The organism is Butyrivibrio sp. (assembly GCF_017635265.1).
In the GTDB taxonomy this organism is placed as follows: Bacteria; Bacillota; Clostridia; order Lachnospirales; family Lachnospiraceae; genus Butyrivibrio.
Genome location: NZ_JAGBLU010000091.1, coordinates 1 through 22,832, shown reverse-complemented (window position 1 = coordinate 22,832; position 22,832 = coordinate 1). Strand labels below are relative to the sequence as shown.

The following is a 22,832-nucleotide window of genomic DNA, read 5'->3' as shown; positions in this document are numbered from 1 at the left end:
TAAACCTTAGGTGATCAATGTTTCTACCATTCTTATCACACCGTAATAATCTACTTCCTGTTCTTCCACAGCCTTGCGGATTTCCTCGAGTCTGTCTTTTTTTATGTCCATACCGCTCTTTTCAATCCTTGGAATCATTCTGTTTGCCTCTCTTACCAGCACCTCTCTTCCAAGGCCAAGTCTTGCATAAAGATCAAATCGTTCAATCCTTTTTCCTGACTTGATTATGTTCCTTACGTGATCATCATCCAGCTTGTCATCTATCATTCCCCAAAACGCGAGAATATCATCTATCACAAACTGCAGCTCAATAAGAGGTGCATCGCTGAGCTTTGCCTTGTTCATCTCATAAATTGCAAGCTGTATGTATGAAAGAGACTCTGAGCCAATGCTTTCTCTCAGCACGATTGCATTATCATAAGCCTTAATGAGATTACTGATTATTGAATCAGGATTGTTCTCATCAAAGGGATAAGATTTCATAAAGTCCTGCTTGTCCTTGTAAATGTCCGGTATATCAATCATCTGGCAAAAATCATGATAGCTTTCACGGATTTCATCAATCATGGTGTCATAGCTTTTGAAATAACATCTAACCAACGTGTACACCCGCTCTGCATATCTTCCCAGCCAGTATAATCTGTTTGTCTGTTCTACTGAGATAATACCCATGTATCCTTAAACCCTCCTCCCTGTGAAGAATTTACAATGAATGAGTCAGGATTCCTTGAAAAACGCGTAAGACCACTTTTCCATACAAGTGGCTCATCTGCCATCAGTACAAATGCCCTGAGGTCTGCTTTTCTTGGAACCATATCATCGCCTTCAAGAATATCCAGATCCTGGAAGTCGATGACTTCCTGTGCGATAAACCTTCTTGGCTCTGCCTTGAGAAGTTTTATAAAGCTCTCCTTCTGTTCCATTGTCATTGAACTGCCAAACACCACTCCATAGCCACCCGCTTCTGCCACATCCTTGAGTACCAAACTGTCAAACTTATCAAGCACATATTTCATATCTTCTTCATAGAAGGGCAGATATGTCGGTGCATTCTGGAGTATTGGCTCTTCGCCCAGATAATAGCTGATCATTTTGGGGACGAAATAGTAAATGCCTTTATCATCAGCAATACCATTGCCCGGTGCGTTTATCAGGGCAACGTTGCCTTTCCTGAAAACATCATAGATATGCGGAATTCCTATGACAGACTCGGGGTTGAAATTCATAGGATCAAGGTATTCATCAGAGATTCTTCTGTAAACAGCCCCGACTCTCTCATGCTTTCCATCAGCAGTTATAAAGTATAGCTTGTCATTTTCCACGATCAGCTCAGAACCGTTGGCAAGATGTGCTCCCGTCTGCTCAGCAAGATAAGAATGTTCAAAATATGCAGCATTATATCTTCCGGGTGTTAGGATAACTGTGTGTCCCCCGACATTAACATTATCCATAGTCCGCCTTAGGAGCTTTGCATAATTTCGGTTGTCTTCAAGCCTGACATCATTGAATGTTCCGGGTGAACTCCTTCTACAGAGCTCCCTGGCTATCATGGGATACGAAGCTCCTGAAGGAACACGCAGGTTGTCCTCCAATATATACCACTGCCCGTCTTTACCTTTTACAAGGTCGATTCCTGATATGTGGGAATAAATTCCTTTTACCGGGCAAACTCCCTCGCACTCGACCATATAGCCGCTTGACGCAAAGATAAAATCCTCCGGCACAACGCCGTCCCTGACTATCTTCTTATCACTGTATATGTCCTTAAGAAAAAGATTTAATGCAGTAACTCGCTGTTTTAGCCCTTTTTCAAGGTATACAAATTCATCATGTTCTATGATCCTTGGTATGGCATCAAAAGGAAAAAGCTGTTCCTTAAACTCGTTATTCTTATAGATTCCGAATTTCACTCCATACCTTGCCAGCAGAGCATTGACATCATCTGTGTGCTTTAGCAGATTTACATTGTTCATAAGCCGATTCCCTTCTTCTGAAATAAAACAGATGGTGTAATTCTTCCTAAATTAATAAATGACGTTCCGGTATCGATCCGAAACGCCATTGTCTCATTGCACTTATATAGGATTAGTTATAATGAAAAAGAATAAAAGAAAAGGCGCTCTGAAACACTGTGTGAATCAAAACGCCTTTGTTTATCTACTAGTATACAGATTGCAACCGGTTTGGCAAGATATTTTTTTAAAAAATTTTTTCATCCAAAAGCAGCAGCGTACGGTACAAGGCTCTGACACCTTTTTCAGCGTCTTCCCATTTTGTATACTCCTCCTTACAATGACTTAATCCGTTAACACTTGGTACAAATATCATTCCTATTGGCATTTTACTGCCAAAGGCATTACCGTCATGCCCTGCGCCGCTTTGGATTGCTGTATAGGTTAAATCCTCTATATCACAGGCTTCTCTTATGGCATCTCCAAAATCTGTATCACAATAAACTGACGGCTTCTCTATTATTATCCGAATATCTATATCAAATCCTTCAAGCTGATCACAAAAGCCCTTTACCTTCTCCATAAACGCATCTATTGAAGCCTTTTCCATATCCCTTACTTCAAGCAGCATCTGTACTTCACCGGGAATAACCGCTATCGCAGAAGGCAATATTTCCATACGTGCTACAGTTGCGACAAGATTATCTTTTCTTCCCTTTGCCTGATCATCTATAAATGTAAGAACCTTGGCTGCACAGATAAGGGCATCTTTTCGCATCCTCATAGGCGTTGTGCCTGCATGGTTACATTCCCCTTTTATTGTTATCATATACCTTGAAATTCCGACTATTCCTGTTACTATTCCTATGGAAATGTTGCCGGTTTCAAGTATTTTTCCCTGCTCTATATGTAGCTCCATATACCCTTTAATATCACCGGTATCTATTTTGGCTTTTTCTATATCATCTTTTGTGATGCCATAGCTTCTGAGAACTTTCTCATATTCTTCATCAATAGAAATAAGTCCCATCATGGAACGACTGCCAAAAGTACCACCAAGCGGGCTTCCTTCTTCCGCCTGCAATCCGCTTATCAAAAGGTCATGCTTCAATTTTATATTGTTTTCCTTTAAAAGCTTTATACACATAATGGCTGAAGCAACCCCCAGCGCTCCGTCATATAGGCCGCCCTCCTTGACGGAATCAAGGTGCGAACCTATCATGATCTTTCCTCTTTCGGGATTCGTTCCTTTTAAGGTACCTATAACATTCCCTACAGTATCTATGTGTACATCAAGATCTTCTTTTTCCAATATATCTGCGGTAATCTGGACTGATAAAAAATATTCCTCAGAAAAAGGTAACCTTGAATAGGATCCATCTTCATTAAGTCCGGGGTTGGCAATAGTACAGGTAAGTTCCTTAAGTTCGTTTTCAATATTCATATATGCCTCTTTTCTGATAAAACCAATTTGAATTGACAGTACCGGCATGGCGTGTTTTAATGATTGTATTCACGCGCGACGGCAAATGAATGATTTTATCATAATTTTTACATCGGGGTTCTTAATATGAGAAAAAATAAAAAAACATCTCCTATCAGTTACGAAGAAATGATGGACAGGGTATCATCCCTTGCATTATCTTCCTCTACTTACAAAAAGTTCGGTTTATACATAGAAAAACACTATATGGATCTTGGATTTATGTCAGCAGAAGAAGTTGCAGACGCTGTTGGAATAAGTCAGGGAAGCGTTTCAAGATTTTGTAAGGATTTAGGTTTCCTTGGATACTCCGATTTTATAAAAAATCTTCACAGCACATTTTGTGATAATATAACTGCCCCCGACAGAATCCAAAGAAACGCTGATAAAAAAGGAAACATTCATAAAGAAATCATTGATGAAGAATGCGCTAATCTGCAAAAGCTTTTATCTGTCACAGAATCTGATGAATACAGTAAACTCGTCAAATTCATTTCAGAATCTCAGAGCATACATCTCGTATCTTCCAGATATACTTCGACCATTCTTCCTTATGCAACATACATGCTAAGTAAGATGCGAGATAATGTTTATATGGAAACTCCCGGTTCCATTGAATTTCAAAACCTCATTTTTAAAAATAAAAAAGAAACCGGAATTCTGGTATTTTCATTCCCACGTTATGCAAATGATCTGATTGATATGATAAAACAGGTTAAAGCATCAGGCATTAAATACCATCTGATAACTGACAGCCGTATGTGTCCGATGTATGCAGATGCTGAAAACACTGTTATTTTGCCGATAACAACATCATCTGTATTTAATAATTATGGGGTTCCGATTACATTTACCAATCTTTTAATGAATGATGTTGCAAAAGCACTTCCTAATGTCAAAAAGCGCATCTCAAAAATTGAAGCCTTTGAAAAGGAAAACCAAATATATTACGATAAGTAACTAATTTACCAGATTTTCAGGTGTTTCATTTTTAATAAGCTTTGTGACAAGCTGCTCAAGTGCTATTTTTCTGCATTCCTGCATGGATTCTTCGGATAAAAAAGCGGTGTGTGGAGTTATGATCACATTGCTTAGCGAAAAGAGCTTTGAATTATGACTTTTTTCGTCTTCCAAAACATCCAGGCCTGCCATACTGATCTTTCCGGTAAGAAGTGCCTCGTATAAAGCATCCTCATCTATAAGAGCACCTCTTGCCGTATTTATCAAAATGGCATTTTCTTTGCAGGCGTTTAAAAGTTCCTTATCAATCATATGATAGGTCTTGCTGTTTAAAGGCGAATGAAGAGATATGATATCGCTTTTGGAAACAAGTTCTTTTGGATCATCTACCTTTTCTACTCCATGATCCTTCATAAAATCACCACTTTTTGAAGGATCATATGCTATTACTCTCACACCGAAAGCTTTAAGCATATTTGCAAAGGTCATGGCAATCCTTCCAAATGAAAAAAGACCTGCCGTCATACCCTTCAAGTTATGCATAGTGTTTCCTTCAAAGGGATCCCACTTTCCTTCATGCGTTGCTTTGTCATAAAAAGCTATTTTCCTTACAAGACTAAGAAGTAGCGCCATAGCATGTGTAGCAACTTCATCCGTACAGTATCCGGGCGAGTTTGTAACGTCTATATTGCACCTTCTTGCACCGGCTATATCTATTTCATCAAACCCCACACTCTGCAAAGCTATTATTTTAAGCTCCGGAAGTTGTCTTAGTGTATTTTCATCCAAAATAGTATATTCAGTTACAAGTCCGTCATAGCCCTGAAGATTATTTACAATATCATCTCCTTTGACTGTTTTCGGAATGAGTTCCTTTATATTCCATTCATCAAGCAGATGCTTTTCGTAACTGATGTCCCCGGGCATGTTATAATATGCTACTTTTGCCATAGTCTTATCCTGCTCGCAATTATTTATAATTTTTGTAGATAAGGATTTTTTTCGACCTCTTCTTCGTATGCCCCTGATAACCTAATAATATCAAGTTCTGCCGTGTTTTTTATTTCAAGTATCCTGGGATTTTTCTTATCTATATCTCTGCAACAATGAAGTGCCATCCTGACAGCTTCATCTCTGTCCCGTGCAATTACAGGTATTCTGGCATCCTCAGGACATTTAACAGCAAGCGCATTAACATATACTGTTTCTTTATCCATGCTATCGACAACATTTTTTGTCACAAAATCAAACTGCCCTATTCCAATCGCATTTCCGTGGGATTTTTTCGTGACATCGAGAAGAATCATTCGCTTAAATTTGGGAACATGTAGCCTCCTGGCCTTTAACATGCTGCTTCGTCCAAGTATATTGGGATCGTATCCCGCTCCGGATATCTCCTTTCCAATCTCATCAACAATTAGAACATCCGCTTCTTCTATCCTTATAAAGGGCATAAGGCTTGCACAATCCTTTACCAGATTCTTTTCCCGTTCTATGATTTTTTCTCCCGGTATAGCTTCTATGAGACAGGTATGATCATAAGCATTTTCCATCACAGCTATCCCAAATCCCACAGGCATTTTGGAAAGGATCAATCCGGCTGCATCCTCAAGACCGGTTGCGAATTCTTCAGGTTCTGTCTCGTGCATAATGGAACAGCCCTTTTGATTTCCAAGTCCTATGACAAGCATTTTGCAAAGCCCGCTCTGAAGCGGTCCATCAAAATCCGTATGCAGTTTTATTCTGTTTATTGGAATAATCAAATCTGCTTCTGATGCAGCCCTGTCAAAATAAACGGGAGTGCCATTTTCTCTGTGACCACACAATATTGTGTCCACTGTAGTTATAACCGGTACCGACAGATTCTCCTCACTCACCCCGTATTCGGCAAGTACCTGTCTTTGTCCTTCTTCAGTCCCGCCGCCATGACTTCCCATGGCAGAAACGATATAGGGCTTACAGCCGTTTTCAATCAAAAAATCCACACAGGTTTTGACTATAGTAAAAATATTTGCGATTCCCCTGCTTCCGACTGCAACAGCAACCTTCATTCCGGGACGTAACTTTTCCGATATTTCTTTTTTTCCAAGCTCCTGTAGCACGCTTCCTTCAATATCCTGCAATGCTTCATCTTTAAATATCTGCCTCACCGGAAACATCTCCGGTAATTCATATTCATATTCTTCTTTTAAAAGTACTGCCATATTTTCGCCTGCCTGCGTTTACGACGCTGTCTGGATAAGTTTCATGCTTTCCTGCCTTATAAGCTCCGAGCATCGTTCTCTGTATTTCAGGAATTCTTCTGTATTTCTTATTTTCCAGTTTCTTGGTCTTTCAAGATTTACATCAATAATCTCCTTGATATTGCCGGGTCTTGATGTCATTACAACCACTCTGTCCGCAAGAAGAATTGCCTCGTCTATATCGTGAGTCACCATAACAATGGTCTTGGGAGATCTCTGCCATACATTAAGTAAAAGTTCCTGCATGACTTCCCTCGTCTGCATATCAAGTGCCCCAAAGGGTTCATCAAGTAAAAGTACGGACGGATCGGTTGCAAGTGCTCTGGCAATGGCAACCCTTTGTTTCATACCGCCTGACAGATTCTTGGGATATTTCTTTTCAAAGCCCTTAAGGCCCACCAGTTCTGTATACTCATGTACAATATCATTGATCTCACTTGGTGTATGCTTCTTAAGCTGTCGTAACCCAAATGCAATATTATCGTGAACATTAAGCCAGGGAAACAATGTATAGGACTGGAATACCATGCCAATATATGCACTGGGCCTGTGGATTTCCTTTTTATGAAACATCACGCTTCCTGTTGTGGGCTGATCAAATCCTCCTATCATACGAAGAAGAGTGGATTTACCGCACCCGGAAGTACCGAGAATAGCTACAAATTCCTTATCACGAATATGCAGGCTTACAGGATTGAGAGCCTGTACCATTCCGTCCTTTGTTTCAAACTGTTTTGTCACGTTAATAATGTCCACGCCGTTATGTAATTTGTAGTAATTACCTTTATCGTCTACATAATAGTCAACTTCTTTGGGTGAATCTATATGATCATATCCTGCCATATCATTGTCCTCTTTTAATCTTCATTCCATGGAAACAGTATTTTCTTAAAAAACATACACATCATATCAAGAGCAAGTCCGATGATACCGATAGTGATAATTCCGACAAATATCTTTGAAATCATGAACTGACGTCCTGCCTGGGTTATCATGAATCCAACACCTTCTGAAGCTCCGACCATCTCTGCGACGATGATATATGTCCACGCCCATCCAAGAACCATTCTGAGTGTATCAACGATATCCGGCATACATTTCGGAAGAAGAACTTTCCAAAATACGGATCCTCTTGTTACTCCCAAAGTATAGGAAACCTCCACAAGTGAGATACTTACATTTCTTACATTAGTTGCAACCATAAGGATTATCTGTGCAAGACTCCCTACAATAATAATTGCAACCTTTGAAGATTCGCCGATTCCAATCCATAAAATAAACAGCTGAATAAATGCAGACGCCGGAAGATACCTGAAAAAGGAAAACAGCGGTTCAAGAAAGGCAGCAACCGGTGCGTAAGTTCCGATAAGCAGTCCAAGCGGAATACCAACAACCGCGGAAATAGCAAAGCCAAGCAGTACTCTTTGAACAGACATCCAAATATCAAAAAGAAAGTTTTCTTTCAAAAACATATGCTTTGCAGATTCGAAGGTACTCGCAACAGATGGAAGAAACATGGAGTTTACACCACCCAGATTACATTCATACCACCATACCAAAAAGATAAGCAAAAATGATACAACGGATATAGTAATGTAAGACCTGCTTTTAATAGTTCCTTTTGGTGTAAATGCATCCGACAGGTATTTCCTTTTTTGGCTTTCCTGAATGACGTTTACTTCTTCATTTACTCTTTTTTTGTTTGCCACAATCGCCATACTCTCCATAAAATACCTCTTTTTCTTGCCGGAACCTCTTAGCAGGGTCCCGGCAACAATTATTCTTTATTCAAGACCATCAATAAAACTGCCATTTATCATTGAATCCATATCCGGAGCACTCTCGATAAGTCCTGTTTCAACCCAGAGGTCTGCAGCCATGCCTGCTATTTTCTGGATATCTCCTCCGAAATATGCTTTATTACCATCTCTGTCATAGAATGTAACTCCTTCAAGTTCACCCTCAAGAGCTTCTACTGTCTCATCGCCTGTAAAGTTCATCATGATAGGATAAGCCTCATCGGGATTTGTCTTAATAAGATCAACAGCATCATACCAGGCTTCGATGATTCCCTTTACAGTATCGGGATACTGTTCTGCAAACTTGGTATCCATTGCAAGTGCATCAACGATGATACCCGGTGTTGCAGATGAATCAACAAGTACTGCTCCTCCTTCTGCTTCCTTTGCCCTTGAAAGCCATGGCTCCCAGGTTACTGCTGCATCTACTTCTCCTGCAACGAAAGCAGCTCCTGCATCACCGGAACTCATATTCACAGCTTCAACATCATCCAAAGTCATATCATTTTCCTTGAGAAGATACTGGAACCAGAAATAGGAAGCACCGCCTGAAGTATCAAGTGCTACGGTATGTCCTTTAAGTGATGGAATATCAGTAAACTCACTCTTTGCTGAAAGTCCGTCACCACCGTCCGATGTGTCTTCAGCAAGAACTATCTGAATATCAAGTCCCTGAGCTGCACTCATAACCTGAGTATCAACCGTTGTTGACATACCCTGTATTCTGCCTGCAGCAAGAGCAGCTCTTGAATCTGATTTAGATTCAAATGACTGGATGTCTACATCTACTCCATGCTTTTCAAATAATCCCAACTCATCTGCTACATTAAGCGGTGCATATCCGATCCAGGAAGAATGACCAAGTATTACTTTTCCATCGTATAAACCACCTTCTGCATCATCCGTCTTCTCTTCTGAAGCAGTATCTTCAGATGCAGGTTCAACGGAATCCTCTTCTGAGCTTGTGCTTTCAGCTGTATCAGCTGTAGTTTTAACAGATGCATCTGATGCTCCGCACCCTGTAATTGTCATTAGTGTCATAGCCATCGTTGTTGCAGTAACTAAAAACTTCTTTCTCATAATTTCCTCCTCCGGGCTCCTCACCCTTGTTATATTTGAAACATTCATATTTCAAAAAGAGTGCTCTTTTTAAAATATAAAACGAGCAGCAATGGAACCTTTTAGCACCATTGCCACTCGTTAATGTTTTCATCAATATTTTATTTATGATGATTTATATCATCAATTCGATGTCATGTCAACTCTTTTTATCAAATTATTTCAATATATCCTTCGTCCGCGTTGACAATAATCTCATCCCCGCTCTTTATATCCTCATAAAATGCGGGATCAACCTTATCAACCATCGGTATATCCATAATAATTGCACTCGATACCAGCACCGTTTCCGGATACTGTATGATCATTGCCTTTGGCATATTACCGTTTTTATTTAGCTGAAACAGCCCGTCTGCCTGAACCACACTTGAACCTTTTCCGCTTGGAAATATCAATATTTTTTGAGCCATACTTTTTCCGTACAGATCGTGCGAAGGCTCAATAACCACACCGGTTTCAGGCTTTATAAGATAAAACATAATATCATCTAAAGACACAAGGGCTTCACCGTCTGCCTTACCCTCAGATATCTTATGACATGAGTAGCGCTTGCCCATTTAGATCACCTCCCCTTTTATTGCTGCTTCAATACAAGTATCAAGATCTCTTATCACAAATTCGATTCCCCTTCTTTTTGGATAATAAGCGCATTTTGGTGATTCCGTTACTCCCACCTTCCCATTAAGCCAGTTCCAGCAGGGCTGGTCTGGACATGTATCCGGGATAATATTTCCTCCCGCATCCTCGATAATCTGTGTAATGCCCATGCGATCCGCAAGCTCCTTTACGTGATAAGAAGTCAATATCCACAACGGCACGCTGAGTTTTTTCCCCTCAACTTTTGATGCTATATGCTTTGCCTGATTCAATGTAAAATGAGGACATCCGAACATGGCAAAGTCAATCTTTCTGTTACCTGAATAAGATATCTGTTCCAGAATGTCCTCCAGGTCTTTGTTTGTAATATTTACTACGCGCTCCGGCTTTTTACCGCCAAAAGCTTCCTCCATCGTTCTTGCTTCCGGGGTAAACCCAACAATATGGTACATTCCGTAAGCTCCCGAGGTATTAAGCTGAGCTCCGAGATTAGTAAGTGATTCGGGGCTTATATGTGAAGGAAGTCCTGTGAAAACAGGGATCCCCGGGCCTATTTTTTTGCCGCAATATCCCAGAAGATGGTACTCAAAATCCGATTTCATATCAGCTTCTATGTTGACAAGAATATTACCTTTCCTATTCTCATCGAGTAAAAGTCCATACTCCGGAACGAATCCGGTAATAGCTGCACATAAAGCACTGTTGGCACCCTCACGGTTTGATCTTGCACCCCAAACGGAATTTACGTAAGGTGTTGCACTCGACTCGGAAAAAGCACATATCTCGCCGTAATTCGGGATATTCGTTGCTACATAAGGCGTACAGTTATATGTAAGTGTAGCCCCAAGTCCCTTATATGCATTATGAGTGCGCATCATCATTTCGGCATCTTCATCTTTTACAAGTCCTCTTTCTTTAAAAAATGATACGCAAAATCCCGGATTAACCGTAGGTGATACCCTGCAATGCGCACCCTTTTCAAGCATTTTTTCCGCAAACCAGAGATCCGCATCCTGGTTACTGAGTGCCACATGTGCCCGTGTAATCGGAACCATTCTTTCTGCATCAAAAGATTCTCCGATTGCAACTTCTATTTTCATGGCATATGCAGCCCCTTCGCCATATTCTCCCTCCAGCATGGCTTTTTGTTCATCAGTCAGTTTCATACATAGCTCCTCCCTTGAAACGCACTATCAGAATTTTAGAACCCATTTAGTTCTACAATTACAAATACGCTTTCCTCCTGCGCTTTTATTGAGTATTTATCAGATTCAATAAAAGCAGCATTACCTTTATCAATATTTATTCCATCTTTTATGTCACTGAGCTCCACTTCCCCTTTATGTACAAAAATCACATCTCCGCATTTTGCGGCTACTTTTTCAATAACTTCTTTTGCATTAACTTTAAAACCTGTAACAGACCCCTTATAGCCGTTTCTCAGCATCAGATTGAAGTCCCGCCCCTGCCCCAGGCATCTTATGTTATCGCTTCCTTCAAACTCGTTTTTTTCAAGCGGGCTAAGATCAGCCAGCAGTTTATCATCGGTATAAAGTGCCATTTTTCCATCAAGAACCATTAATGTTCTATGAACGCCATCCAGCTTAGTAAAATCACTTTTTGCGACATCAACTGTGGCTGAACTTATTCTTACATCAAATGTCCTTTCCTTATAGGATGAGTCCTGGGGAAGAATCATTATTTCCGTAGTTGTTCCCCCCGACCACCCAACTGTTTTCATTTCCTCTTTACGAATTGTTTTGATCATATTTATTCCATCTCCCGGCCCTCACCGGCAACAATATCGCCATTCTTTATTACGGTATCTACTGTGTTTGCAGCAGTGTTATAGATCAGGAATCTATAGTCCTCATATTTCAAAATATTAAGATCTGCCTTCTTGCCTATTTCTATTGAACCAATTCTGTCAGCCCTATTAATCGCTGCTGCGCCGTTCAGAGTAAGCGCACACAAAACTTCCTGTGGTGTCATCTTCATCTGGATTGCTCCTAATGCGGCAAAAAGCGGAATTGACTGAGTAAAACAGCTTCCGGGATTAAAGTCACTTGCAAGTGCCACCGCACAACCGGCGTCGATCATTTTTCTTGCATTTGCATAAGGTTTTCCCAGGCAGAATGCAGTACATGGAAGTAAAGTAGCAACCGTATCTGATTTAGAGAGCATTTCAATTCCGGTATCAGAAGCTGCAAGGAGATGATCCGCAGATGTGCATCCAAGGTTAGCCGCAAGTTCTGCTCCGCCTATAGGTACAATTTCATCTGCATGCATCTTGAGATGAAATCCCATCTTTCCTGCTGCTTCTAAAAGTCTTTTTGTCTGATCCAAATCGAAGCCCCCATCCTCACAGAAGGCATCAACGAATTCTATTGCTTTATTGTCTTTAAGCACCGGAAGCACTTCAGCTATCATAAAGTCAATGTATGAGTCCGCATCTCCTTTATACTCTTCAGCAACCGCATGGGCTCCGAGATATGTAATACTGATGTCTATCTTAGTGTCTCTGTTTAGATCTTCCATAACCTCAAGCATTCTGTTTTCTGTATCAAAATCCAGACCGTAACCACTTTTTCCCTCGATTGTGGTTATTCCCTGGCTTAGCATATCCTGTATTCTGCTCTTCCCAAGATCATAGAGATGCTCCTTATCGGCGTTTCTGGTAGCTTTTACAGTACTGCTTATACCGCCACCCATATTCATAATTTCCATGTAGGATGTGCCCTGCAAACGGCGTACAAATTCATCCGGTCGGTAACCTGCAAAGATAAAATGTGTATGTGAATCTACAAAGCCCGGTATCACACATTTTCTGCCCGCATCTATTGTCCTTATTTCATCTGTGCCTTCTGTATTTCCGTCTTTTGTATGCCTGTTGTTTGGGCATACTCTCTGTAATACCTCTCCCTCAGTTCCAAGATCCTTTATTATTCCATCTTCAATATAGATGGCTGCATGTTCTATTATTTTTATTTTGTTCATTTCACTGCCGTGAAGTGCTGTCTTGCCCTCAGGTGTGGCTATTTGCGAAATGTTTTTAATTATTGTTTTATTCATGTGATTCATAGGTCTTTCTGACTGCAGTCTTTACCATATCTTCATCAGCGAGATAAGGCAGTGTTATCTGACTTTCACCAAAGTAACTTGAGTTATATTCCTTTACAACTTCTATGGCATTGGAATTCCTTGCCCAGCTTCTTCTTGCAACACCTCCCATTACATCCCACAAAATCGCGCTTTTAATGACTTCATCAATTCTCTTGCTGCCATCCAGTACCAGTCCAAATCCACCATTAATGGATTTGCCGATTCCAACGCCCCCGCCATTATGAAGGGCTACAAGGCTCATTCCTCTTGCTGCATTACCCACATAGCACTGAACAGCCATATCTGCCATGACATTGGAACCATCCTTAATATTGGATGTTTCTCTAAATGGTGAATCCGTTCCCGAAACATCATGATGGTCTCTTCCTATCATTACAGGACCGATTTCGCCTCTCCTTACAAGCTCATTGAATTTGAGCGCTATGTTCACTCGACCTATTGCATCCTGATAGAGAATTCTGGCTTGTGTGCCGACTACAAGTTTGTTTTTCTTTGCATCACGTATCCAGTTGTAATTGTCGAGATCCTGATACCTGCGCTCTTTATCTATTGCCTCCATAGCAGCTGTATCTGTTTTTTCAAGGTCATCCTCTTTACCTGAGAGACATACCCATCTGAAAGGACCATATCCAAAATCAAAAAGCTTAGGCCCCATAATATCCTCAACGTATGAAGGGAATACAAATCCGTCCTTATCATCAATTCCATTCTTTGAAACAGTCTTTTCTCCAGCATCATATACTGCTTTAAGGAACGAGTTACCATAATCGAAGAAATACGTGCCGTCCTCATGGCATTTGCGGATAAGCTCAAAATGATGACGTAAAGTGATATTGACGAGCTCGATAAATTTATCTCTGTCATCAGAAAGAAGTTTTGTTCTTTCCTCAAATGTGATTCCCTGCGGGCAATAGCCTCCGTCGTACTGGGCATGACATGATGTCTGATCCGAAAGCAGATCAATGTGGATGTGATTACTGATTGCATATTCCAGAAGATCTACTATATTTCCGTGATAAGCAATGGAATATGGTACCTTTTCATCCATTTTTTCTTTTGCATGTTTAAATACTGTCTCCAGATCGTCTGAGCTTTCTCTTATCCACCCCTGGTCAAGTCTTGTCTGTATGCGGGAATAATCAACCTCAGCAATAATTGCGACTGCTCCTGCTATTTCGGCAGCCTTTGGCTGAGCACCGCTCATTCCGCCAAGTCCGGAGCTTACAAACAAATGCCCTCTGAGATCCCCATCCACCGGGATTCCCAGTTCACTTCTTCCTGCATTAAGTAATGTGTTATATGTTCCATGGACAATACCCTGCGGACCTATATACATCCAACCGCCGGCAGTCATCTGACCGTAGTTGGCAACTCCCATTTCTTCAGCAATTTCCCAGTCCTTCTGATTATCAAATTCACCGATCATAAGAGCGTTTGTTATAGTAACTCTGGGAGCTTCCGGTCTTGATTTGAATAGTCCCAGCGGATGACCCGATTCGATTACCAGTGTCGTATCTTCTGTAAGATTTTCGAGGTATTTCTTAATGAGTCTGTACTGCATCCAATTCTGACACACACTTCCGGTTTCACCGTAGGTAACAAGCTCGTAGGGATATAAGGCAACTTCAAAATCAAGATTATTGTCAATCATGACCTGAAAGGCTTTTCCCTCAAGGCTTTTCCCTTTGTATTCATCGATAGGCTTTCCGTAAATTCTCCCTTCAGGTCTGAATCTGTAACCGTAGATACGGCCTTTTGTGTAAAGCTCATCTAGAAATTCAGGTATAAGTTCTTCATGATATTTGGGATTGATATAGCGAAGCGCATTTTTAAGAGCAGTGACAGTCTGTTCATATGTAAGATGAAAGCCTCGTGAAGGTGCTCTTCTTATACCTTCAACAAACGCAGGCATCTTTGGTAGTTCATCATCCAGTGTAATCTTCATACATTCTTCCATAACGCTCTCCTCCTTAAAAATAAAAAGAGGCAACAACACATATCTCAGCGTCGTTGCCTCTAATAATTCGTATTCTTTTTATAAATACTTGTATTACAATTGATGATATCATTAAAATAATTATTGTCAATAATAATTTCATTTATTTTGCATTAAGTGCCTTCATGGTGTCACGTACTTTTTCAACAAGCTCTTCTTCGCTTATTCCGCATATTATGCCATCATGTACTGTATCTTTTCCGTTAATCACGACATTTTTTACTGCCGTAGGTTCCAGGGAATAAACTATATTTGCAAGCATCTGCTCAAGATTTTCAGATATTGGCAGCATTGACAGATCATCAAGATCAATGCCTGCAAAATCCGCTCTCATTCCTTCTTTTATATCTCCAACAGGCAGCCCTAGTAACTTTCCGCCGTTTATTGTCCCCATATCAAAAGCCTGTTTGTAGTTTACGCACATTGCGTCACAGGTAGCCGCCTTTTGAAGAATAGATACCATTCTCATTTCCTCAAACACACTATTTCTATTATTTCCGCAGGCACCGTCGGTTCCAAGTCCGATAAGTACATCATTTTGTATCATATCTGGAATATTCGTAATTCCATCAGCCAGGAACATATTACTTGAAGGACAGTAAGCAAGACCCACTCCTCTCTCACCCATAAGCTTAATTTCCTCAGGCTTTAGATAAACGCCATGAATGATCATCATATGTTCATCTACAACCCCAAGCTTATCCAGATATTCGATGGTACTTAGCCCGTTATGCTCACGCATCACCTGCTCAACCTCAAATTTTTCTTCCGCAACGTGAATATGGAATCTGGTTCCAAGCTCCTTTGCCAGCTCATGTCCCGCAACTATCATATCCGGAGAAGCGGCATGCAGGGAATGTGGCGAAGGAAGGACTGTTATCATATCCTTGGTTTTGCCGTTAAACTCATCTGCAAGCATCTTTGTACTTTTGACTGCCCTGTCAATCGTTTCCACATATTCGGAGGGAGCGCCATCCCAGTCATACATGGTTCTTGAAAGAACCAGTCTCATTCCTAGATCCTTTGCAGCGCGAATAATTTCATAATCTGAATCTGTGCCAAAATTATGCAGGTAAAAGAAGTCACTGACGCACGTAACACCTCTTTTCATCATCTCTGCAAAGCAGAACAATGCGCCCACATAAATATCTTCTTTTGTCATAAGTGGTGAATAATGATAAAGTGACTTATCTCTCCATTCAAGGAAAGGTCTGTCTGCCGCTATTCCACGAAGTAATATCTGAAAAGAATGATTATGGACATTCACCCCTCCCGGAACCATAACCATATTTTTCCAGGTTTCAACTTCCGCCTGAGGATATTTTGCTTTTAATTCCTGAAAATCACAGATTTTCCTTATGATGCCATCATCATCAACAAGAATTCCGGCATCGTTTAAAAACTCGTTTGAAGTATATACATATTTCGGATTAAAAATTTTCATAACTCCTCCCAACAAAAATCACTGAAGTTTAAGCAGGTTTACATCGTTCACAGCCGATTCCCTTCTTTTGAAATAAAACAGACGATGCAGTTTTCTCACTATCCGGTCGCACTCTGTATAACAGAAATCCGTTTTGTTCCTTTTGTTATCACCAAATGTCAGTGTTTCTTCCGAACCGGTAATGCTCTTCAGGTAATCTGCCATGTTCTGTACAGAGGCATTTTTATTATAGATTTTTATATATGAGTATCCTTCATAATCATCAGAGGGATATGTAAGGATCTTGAGTTCATCGTAGATATCGCTTTTCTTTATTGCTCTTACCAGCTGCTCTATCTTTTCGATCTCATCAATACACATCATGTATACAACCGGATGATCCTTGGGTCGTTCTTTGTTCAGGTAGTTGCGGTAAGGAGATTTGTGCATTTTTCCATAGATGTCTTTTTCTGCCGTATTCTTCAACTCGTCGTAATATATTATGAGTACATCCTCAAGGATTACCGTTGTAAAAATGTTAAATCCCCTGTTTCGGATAAAGTTCTCAATGTTTCCGGCATGTTCTGCGGATATCACATAAACCTTTGGATATTTGTTCTCGTTTATGTCATAGAGGATTGCACCATCCATTGCTATGATCGGGAGCTTAGGTTTTATATCAGGCATTCCCTCTAAAAATCCCGCCGGTGTCCGCAGAGTCATGAATGTAAGAAGCATTCCTTTTTCAAGCATGTTCTTTATCATGATCTGACTGTACGGCGTTAAACCTGCAGAAAGGCCGTCCATAGCTCTGTCCACATCTGCTATAAAAAGTGTTTGTCTGTCATATTCACCATGGATACTTACTGAATTCAGAACAAGACCAACAAATATACCAATAAGAGTATCCAGCGTTCTGTTTGCCACGAATATGTATGGGTTTTCATCCATAAGATGGTTTACAACAATGCTTAGAAAAACCACACATGAAAAATACGATGCTTTTTTCTGTTTTATAACAACAGTCGTGTAGATTATGGGAATCAGTGCCAGCGCAATAATGCAGTAATGAAAGAAGCTGTCACCAAGTACTAAAATCTTCTGCTTAATAAGGATATGGGCAAGCCCGTACGCTGCACCTATACCGGTCCCTACAGTCCTCTGTAGTGCATTTCCCACCGTGTTCTTTGTCTGATTCTGTATGCACCATAAAACTGCCAGTGCCGAATAGAACGGTGTTCCCTGCTTGCCCCTCATGAAATAAATTGCAAAACAGATAAGCACCCCAAGTGCTGATTTTATAATCCGCATACCTATATGCGGAAAGTACACCACCTTTTTCTCATGTATCAGTTCTCAACACTCCCTTCCTTAATGCAAAAAGATGGCGCTCCGGTATCAAGCCGAAACGCCATTGTCTCATTGCACTTATATAGGATTAGTTATAATGAAAAAGAATAAAAGAAAAGGCGCTCCGAAACACAGTGTGAATCAAAACGCCTTTGTTTGTATACAAGTATACGGTTTGTATTTATTTTGACAATTGCTATTTTATACAAAAATTTTGCGACAACAACTGAGTCTTGTCATTATTTTTGCTAAATCATAGGTTCTGACAATGTTTTACGAACTCCCCAAATATCATCTTGCTGTTTTCATCAGTCTTATAAAAAAACTCCGGATGCCACTGCACAGCCCACACAAACCTCTTTTCTGGTAGTTCCACTGCTTCCACCAGTCCATCTTCTGATACTGCCATGACTTTCAATTCATCAGCAACATCTTTTACTGCCTGATGATGATAGCTGTTTACGCTTATGACATATTCCCGAAGAAGTCTGTAAAGTCCTGAATCCTGTATAATCTTCACTTCATGGATTGGAACATCATAGGGAGGTTTCTGATGATGTTCTGTTTCTGATGGGTGCTGCTTTCCTAAGTCCTGGTAAAGAGTTCCACCAAGAAAAGCATTTATAAACTGTATTCCCCTGCATATTCCCAAAATAGGGATGTCTTTTTCAAGAGCCTGTCTAAGCAGTTCTTTTTCCATACTATCTCTGGCCTCGTTACAGACAACTAAATCTTCAAGCTTCTCTTCTCCGTATATATCCGGCGACACATCGTGTCCACCTGTCATTATGATTCCATCCACTGTATCAAGAAGTTGATCAATAGTAGCCTTTTCCGAAGTTAATGGCAGCATTATTGGTATTCCACCAGCATCCACAATTCCATCCATATATCCCGGAAGCATCCACAAGCTGTCTTTTTCGTCATCAAATAACGGAACAAGTCCAATAATAGGTTTTTTCATAGGTTATCAAGTTCCTCCAGCCATGTATTCACGCATGCATCGGATGGCATCCTTAGATCACCTCTAGGCGATACAGCCACAGATCCGACTTTTGGACCATCAGGAAGGCAACTCCGCTTAAACTGCTGCGCAAAGAATCTTCTGTAAAATGTCTTTTCCCATCTCGAAATTACATCATCTGTGTACTCGTCGCAAAAAGCAAGTTTAGCCAATCTATAGATTTTGGACGGGCTTTGCACAAGCCTCAGCATATGATAGAGAAAAAAGTCATGAAGCTCGTATGGTCCCACTAAATCCTCTGTTTTCTGCGAAATCTCTTTTCCATCCGGTGGCAACAACTCAGGTGAAACAGGTGTATCCAAAATATCATATAGAGTAGCCTTCAATTCCTGGCTATCCGTTGTATCAGCATAGTACTGCACCAAATAACGCACTAGTGTCTTAGGGACAGACGAATTCACTGCATACATTGACATGTGATCGCCATTGTATGTAGCCCATCCAAGTGCAAGTTCAGACAAATCCCCTGTTCCAACAATAATTCCATTTTCTTTATTAGCAATATCCATAAGTATCTGGGTTCTTTCCCGAGCCTGACTATTTTCATACGTAACATCATGAACATTTTCATCATGACAAATATCTGAAAAATGCTGCTTTACGGCCTTACTTATATTTACTTCCCTGAATGATGCACCAATTTCCTTTATGAGCCTTACTGCATTTTCATAAGTTCTGTCTGTAGTTCCAAATCCGGGCATTGTGACCGCTATAATCCCATTTCTCTCAAGTTTTAGATAATCAAAAGCTTTTGCGACAACCAAAAGTGCCAATGTTGAGTCCAGACCACCTGATATACCAATAACTACCGTTTTGCAGTCGATATGCTCCAATCTTTTTCTGAGCCCCATCGCCTGTATGGTAAGGATCTCATTGCACCTCATATCGCGTTCCTGAGTCAATGCAGGCACAAAAGGTTTTGAATCAATATATCTTGTCAGTTCTGCCTGTTCCTTATTCAGTGAGAATCCCACGTGGGTATACTTGACGTTGGAATTTGCCTCATATGTTGTCATATGTCTTCTTTCAGCTTCAAGATATTCCAGATCAATCTCTGATACGATCATATTTTCAGAGAAACGCCCCGATTCACACAGTACATTTCCATTTTCTGCTATTATATTATGCCCGGAGTATACAACATCCTGAGTGGATTCACCAGGACCTGCGGATGCATACAGATACGCACAGACCAGCTTTGCAGACTGGGTGCTAACAAGATTTCTGCGATATCTGCTCTTGCCAATTATCTCATTGGAAGCAGAAAGATTTACAATTACTGTAGCTCCAGCCAAGCAGTGTACAGTACTTGGAGGATTCGGAACCCAAAGATCTTCACAAAGTTCCGCAGCGACCCTAAGTGACGGCATTTTCTTACACACAAACAGAATATCTCTGCTTACCCTTGCATCTTTCCCACCAATATGTATGACAGTATCAAGCTCTTTTCCTGAATAGAAGTGCCTTGCTTCATAGAACTCGTTATAATTTGGCAAGAATGTCTTTGGCACAATTCCCAGTATTTCTCCGTTACATAAAGCAGCTGCAACATTGTATAGTTTCGCATCAACCGAGAGTGGCAATCCCACAAAAATCAGTGCATCCACGCCCTGACTATGCTTAGCTATTTTGAGCAGAGCTTCCTCTGCTGATTCCAATAATCTGTCCTGAAAGAACAAATCCTGGCAGGTATAGCCCGTTATACACAGTTCCGGAAATACCATCAGCTTTACTTTTTTCCCAATAGCTTCATCTATGCATTTGCATATTTCATTACAGTTAAACTCTACATCTGCAACCCTTACATTTGGAGTAATAGCTGCAACTTTTAAATATCCGTCTATCATTTACCTATCTTCCTTATATTCTTAGCTGTTTTTGAAAACAAATTGCCCCTTCCAATTTGTCATATGGAGGGTAATTAGGCATTCTGGTATATCCAAGCCTGTCATACAATCCAACAGCATCCTTCATGGAATCTCTTGTCTGGAGTATTGCAAAGTCGTATCCATCCATTATCGCCTTATGCTCTATAAGATGCATCATTTCTTCTGCTATACGCCTTCTGCGATGACTTTCTTCGACCCATACACGCTTTATTTCAACAGCAACAGATGAATACCTTTTAAGTCCGGCACATCCAACTGGAATCCCGTTGTCAAAGGCAATTATGACCGTTTCAATCTTGCCAGACGCATTATATGGCACAAATGCTGTTCTGTTTGCAAGTCCACCGGCAATCTGATTATAGTACTCTTCAGTTTTTATGTAGAATCGATAAAAGTCTTCATCATTCCCATCTGTCCACCTGTATACTATGTCACCCACTTAATATCCTCGATCCATCTGCAAATTTTAGACAACCATGAATTGTTCTATTTCCTTAATCAGTGCGTTAGTAGCATCTTCATCACCATATATCCTTAATATGGCTGGAGAATTAGACACAATAGATAACGCACCAAATAATGATTTAGCACCTACGTGTCTGCTTCCCTGACTTAGATCCGCATCTACCTCACTTTTTTCAATGATATCTACAAAGCTTCTTATTTTTTTCAACACTATCCAGCAAAACACTTACCTTTTTCATTACTATAATTCCTTCATATTTAATCTATAATGTCATTCTGAAACCTTGACAGATGCTCATATGGCAAGATAAGCCTTCCCCTGTATAATCCACATCCGTCATTTACAAGTTGATTGTTTACCGCCCCAAACATATTTACATCAACCTTGGCCAGATCAAGCCCCTGCAACAGAATTCCCCTCTCATAAGCCTCGTCAAAATACGTGCATTCCCCTGAAGGTACAGCATCCCTGCGACTCCTTTCTTTGTCCTGTCTCTTTTCATATCCCAGATGATGTGCAGGTCCAATTTCAGCGTAATCGTCCATCTGCTTGGTACGCATCTGGACTTCAAGATACGATCTGGACTGGTTGTCGTAAAACGTGATGTGAAGGGACTGATATCCATAGGGACTAGGATTCTTTATATAGTCCCTGTAATATGGTCTTAACGATTCTGTTATCATCTCGGAAGGTTCTTTCTCCGGTATTCCATAAATCTCTGCTGTAAAGCCTTTCTCTTCCAGAAATCCGGGGATCGCATTGGCAATCTCATAGAGGTACTTAAGTTCTATCTCTTCACGATTTTCTCCATCCTTCAGATGACAGGCAGGCATGGATATAACTATTCGGTATGCAATCAGATCCCTTATGGCTCCCATCTGTTGTTTCAACTCAGTAATGTTGGGAAAAGAGCTGTTTTTCCCATAATAGTCATACACATGCTCTACTATGTTCCCGTTGAACTTCTGCTCTGCCCTTATCAGGGATTTTATCCTCCCCTTGAAGGTAAAAGCAAGAAACGGATACTCGGCAGACATATATTTATAAAACTCCCTCAGCCGCTGTGACTGAGATGTAAGGAAGTCATTATGCTCCAGTAATTCCATGAGCTGCAGAAGAAAATTGCAGTGTATTATGTCTACTCCATTTTCAGTGTGCTTTGCATCTTCCTTAAGATCGTTTTGAAACCTCTGAATAATCTTAAGAACTGTATCGCCTGAATATAAATAATCATTGAGCGTTACCATTCCCATCCCCCATTTCTTCATATAGGCTCTCGGAATCTCTAGCCCAGATTCCAAGGGCTTTTTCTTTTTTTCTTTTTTCCAAATCCCCCCAATTTCCCATAAAATTTTAAAAATAGGGGTTGACAAACCCTCCAAAATCTGCGGCCGCTTCGCGGCCTATT

General features: G+C 40.5%; 21 protein-coding genes. 1 reads left to right on the top strand and 20 read right to left on the bottom strand.

Going from position 1 to position 22,832, the window contains the following annotated elements:
- Window positions 1-6: 6 nt before the first annotated feature.
- The 3 genes from J6O61_RS10355 to J6O61_RS10345 form a co-directional block, all read right to left on the bottom strand.
- Window positions 7-672 (bottom strand): alpha-E domain-containing protein, encoded by a 666-nt coding sequence (locus J6O61_RS10355; protein WP_292212735.1) that lies wholly within the window; start codon window positions 670-672, stop codon window positions 7-9.
- The gene (locus J6O61_RS10350; RefSeq protein ID WP_292212734.1) at window positions 654-1,973 is read right to left on the bottom strand and encodes a circularly permuted type 2 ATP-grasp protein; all 1,320 of its coding nucleotides are present in this window, start codon (window positions 1,971-1,973) and stop codon (window positions 654-656) included. The genes J6O61_RS10355 and J6O61_RS10350 overlap by 19 nt, the downstream gene beginning before the upstream one ends.
- 226 nt (window positions 1,974-2,199) lie before the next feature.
- Window positions 2,200-3,396, bottom strand: a complete 1,197-nt coding sequence (locus tag J6O61_RS10345; protein WP_292212733.1) for a M20 family metallo-hydrolase — start codon at window positions 3,394-3,396, stop codon at window positions 2,200-2,202.
- 126 nt (window positions 3,397-3,522) lie between these two features.
- On the opposite strand from J6O61_RS10345, the gene J6O61_RS10340 reads away from it, so the two are divergent.
- Window positions 3,523-4,395 carry a MurR/RpiR family transcriptional regulator gene (locus tag J6O61_RS10340; RefSeq protein WP_292212732.1) on the top strand — a complete coding sequence of 291 codons (873 nt, stop codon included), beginning with the start codon at window positions 3,523-3,525 and terminating at the stop codon, window positions 4,393-4,395.
- On the opposite strand, the gene J6O61_RS10335 is transcribed toward J6O61_RS10340, so the two are convergent.
- The 17 genes from J6O61_RS10335 to J6O61_RS10255 all read right to left on the bottom strand — a co-directional run bounded on the left by J6O61_RS10335 (window position 4,396) and on the right by J6O61_RS10255 (window position 22,671).
- A complete protein-coding gene (locus tag J6O61_RS10335; protein ID WP_292212730.1) occupies window positions 4,396-5,346 on the bottom strand; it encodes a C-terminal binding protein in 951 nt (316 codons plus the stop codon). It abuts the gene before it with no gap.
- A gap of 23 nt (window positions 5,347-5,369) precedes the next feature.
- Window positions 5,370-6,599, bottom strand: a complete 1,230-nt coding sequence (locus J6O61_RS10330; RefSeq protein WP_292212729.1) for a lactate racemase domain-containing protein — start codon at window positions 6,597-6,599, stop codon at window positions 5,370-5,372.
- A gap of 18 nt (window positions 6,600-6,617) precedes the next feature.
- Window positions 6,618-7,481, bottom strand: coding sequence for an ABC transporter ATP-binding protein (locus J6O61_RS10325; protein WP_292212728.1), 864 nt, complete (start codon window positions 7,479-7,481; stop codon window positions 6,618-6,620).
- A 14-nt stretch (window positions 7,482-7,495) separates the two neighbouring features.
- Window positions 7,496-8,365, bottom strand: coding sequence for an ABC transporter permease (locus J6O61_RS10320; RefSeq protein ID WP_292212726.1), 870 nt, complete (start codon window positions 8,363-8,365; stop codon window positions 7,496-7,498).
- A gap of 57 nt (window positions 8,366-8,422) precedes the next feature.
- On the bottom strand, window positions 8,423-9,517 hold the full coding sequence (locus J6O61_RS10315) for an ABC transporter substrate-binding protein (RefSeq protein WP_292212723.1): 1,095 nt from the start codon (window positions 9,515-9,517) through the stop codon (window positions 8,423-8,425).
- A gap of 191 nt (window positions 9,518-9,708) precedes the next feature.
- Complete coding sequence (locus J6O61_RS10310; protein WP_292212722.1) at window positions 9,709-10,113, bottom strand: aconitase X swivel domain-containing protein; 405 nt, start codon at window positions 10,111-10,113, stop codon at window positions 9,709-9,711.
- Window positions 10,114-11,319, bottom strand: a complete 1,206-nt coding sequence (locus J6O61_RS10305) for an aconitase X catalytic domain-containing protein (protein WP_292212721.1) — start codon at window positions 11,317-11,319, stop codon at window positions 10,114-10,116.
- 35 nt (window positions 11,320-11,354) lie between these two features.
- Window positions 11,355-11,921: a HutD family protein gene (locus tag J6O61_RS10300; RefSeq protein ID WP_292212720.1), complete on the bottom strand. Its 567-nt coding sequence runs from the start codon at window positions 11,919-11,921 to the stop codon at window positions 11,355-11,357.
- A 2-nt stretch (window positions 11,922-11,923) separates the two neighbouring features.
- On the bottom strand, window positions 11,924-13,225 hold the full coding sequence (hutI, locus tag J6O61_RS10295) for an imidazolonepropionase (protein ID WP_292212717.1): 1,302 nt from the start codon (window positions 13,223-13,225) through the stop codon (window positions 11,924-11,926).
- Window positions 13,218-15,233, bottom strand: coding sequence for a urocanate hydratase (locus J6O61_RS10290; RefSeq protein ID WP_292212715.1), 2,016 nt, complete (start codon window positions 15,231-15,233; stop codon window positions 13,218-13,220). The genes hutI and J6O61_RS10290 overlap by 8 nt, the downstream gene beginning before the upstream one ends.
- A gap of 142 nt (window positions 15,234-15,375) precedes the next feature.
- Complete coding sequence (locus J6O61_RS10285; RefSeq protein WP_292212712.1) at window positions 15,376-16,716, bottom strand: amidohydrolase family protein; 1,341 nt, start codon at window positions 16,714-16,716, stop codon at window positions 15,376-15,378.
- 18 nt (window positions 16,717-16,734) lie between these two features.
- Window positions 16,735-18,006, bottom strand: a complete 1,272-nt coding sequence (locus J6O61_RS10280) for an FUSC family protein (RefSeq protein WP_292212709.1) — start codon at window positions 18,004-18,006, stop codon at window positions 16,735-16,737.
- Between the two features lie 292 nt (window positions 18,007-18,298).
- A complete protein-coding gene (locus J6O61_RS10275; protein ID WP_292212707.1) occupies window positions 18,299-19,009 on the bottom strand; it encodes a gamma-glutamyl-gamma-aminobutyrate hydrolase family protein in 711 nt (236 codons plus the stop codon).
- A complete protein-coding gene (locus J6O61_RS10270) occupies window positions 19,006-20,916 on the bottom strand; it encodes an NAD(+) synthase (RefSeq protein ID WP_292212704.1) in 1,911 nt (636 codons plus the stop codon). The genes J6O61_RS10275 and J6O61_RS10270 overlap by 4 nt, the downstream gene beginning before the upstream one ends.
- Window positions 20,917-20,929: 13 nt before the next feature.
- Window positions 20,930-21,397, bottom strand: coding sequence for a GNAT family N-acetyltransferase (locus tag J6O61_RS10265; protein WP_292212701.1), 468 nt, complete (start codon window positions 21,395-21,397; stop codon window positions 20,930-20,932).
- Window positions 21,398-21,424: 27 nt separating this feature from the next.
- Window positions 21,425-21,631 carry a hypothetical protein gene (locus J6O61_RS10260; protein ID WP_292212699.1) on the bottom strand — a complete coding sequence of 69 codons (207 nt, stop codon included), beginning with the start codon at window positions 21,629-21,631 and terminating at the stop codon, window positions 21,425-21,427.
- A gap of 50 nt (window positions 21,632-21,681) precedes the next feature.
- Complete coding sequence (locus J6O61_RS10255; RefSeq protein WP_292198212.1) at window positions 21,682-22,671, bottom strand: guanosine polyphosphate pyrophosphohydrolase; 990 nt, start codon at window positions 22,669-22,671, stop codon at window positions 21,682-21,684.
- Window positions 22,672-22,832: the final 161 nt, after the last annotated feature.

Excerpts from the sequence above, each read along its gene's own strand:
- J6O61_RS10300 (WP_292212720.1), bottom strand. The coding sequence starts at position 11,921 with ATGATCAAAACAATTCGTAAAGAGGAAATGAAAACAGTTGGGTGGTCG.
- J6O61_RS10255 (WP_292198212.1), bottom strand. The coding sequence starts at position 22,671 with ATGGTAACGCTCAATGATTATTTATATTCAGGCGATACAGTTCTTAAG.
- J6O61_RS10330 (WP_292212729.1), bottom strand. The coding sequence starts at position 6,599 with ATGGCAGTACTTTTAAAAGAAGAATATGAATATGAATTACCGGAGATG.
- J6O61_RS10315 (WP_292212723.1), bottom strand. The coding sequence starts at position 9,517 with ATGAGAAAGAAGTTTTTAGTTACTGCAACAACGATGGCTATGACACTA.
- J6O61_RS10345 (WP_292212733.1), bottom strand. The coding sequence starts at position 3,396 with ATGAATATTGAAAACGAACTTAAGGAACTTACCTGTACTATTGCCAAC.
- J6O61_RS10280 (WP_292212709.1), bottom strand. The coding sequence starts at position 18,006 with ATGCGGATTATAAAATCAGCACTTGGGGTGCTTATCTGTTTTGCAATT.
- J6O61_RS10335 (WP_292212730.1), bottom strand. The coding sequence starts at position 5,346 with ATGGCAAAAGTAGCATATTATAACATGCCCGGGGACATCAGTTACGAA.
- J6O61_RS10340 (WP_292212732.1), top strand. The coding sequence starts at position 3,523 with ATGAGAAAAAATAAAAAAACATCTCCTATCAGTTACGAAGAAATGATG.
- J6O61_RS10320 (WP_292212726.1), bottom strand. The coding sequence starts at position 8,365 with ATGGAGAGTATGGCGATTGTGGCAAACAAAAAAAGAGTAAATGAAGAA.
- J6O61_RS10310 (WP_292212722.1), bottom strand. The coding sequence starts at position 10,113 with ATGGGCAAGCGCTACTCATGTCATAAGATATCTGAGGGTAAGGCAGAC.
- J6O61_RS10355 (WP_292212735.1), bottom strand. The coding sequence starts at position 672 with ATGGGTATTATCTCAGTAGAACAGACAAACAGATTATACTGGCTGGGA.
- J6O61_RS10350 (WP_292212734.1), bottom strand. The coding sequence starts at position 1,973 with ATGAACAATGTAAATCTGCTAAAGCACACAGATGATGTCAATGCTCTG.
- J6O61_RS10270 (WP_292212704.1), bottom strand. The coding sequence starts at position 20,916 with ATGATAGACGGATATTTAAAAGTTGCAGCTATTACTCCAAATGTAAGG.
- J6O61_RS10275 (WP_292212707.1), bottom strand. The coding sequence starts at position 19,009 with ATGAAAAAACCTATTATTGGACTTGTTCCGTTATTTGATGACGAAAAA.
- J6O61_RS10325 (WP_292212728.1), bottom strand. The coding sequence starts at position 7,481 with ATGGCAGGATATGATCATATAGATTCACCCAAAGAAGTTGACTATTAT.
- J6O61_RS10290 (WP_292212715.1), bottom strand. The coding sequence starts at position 15,233 with ATGGAAGAATGTATGAAGATTACACTGGATGATGAACTACCAAAGATG.
- J6O61_RS10285 (WP_292212712.1), bottom strand. The coding sequence starts at position 16,716 with ATGAAAATTTTTAATCCGAAATATGTATATACTTCAAACGAGTTTTTA.
- J6O61_RS10305 (WP_292212721.1), bottom strand. The coding sequence starts at position 11,319 with ATGAAACTGACTGATGAACAAAAAGCCATGCTGGAGGGAGAATATGGC.
- hutI (WP_292212717.1), bottom strand. The coding sequence starts at position 13,225 with ATGAATAAAACAATAATTAAAAACATTTCGCAAATAGCCACACCTGAG.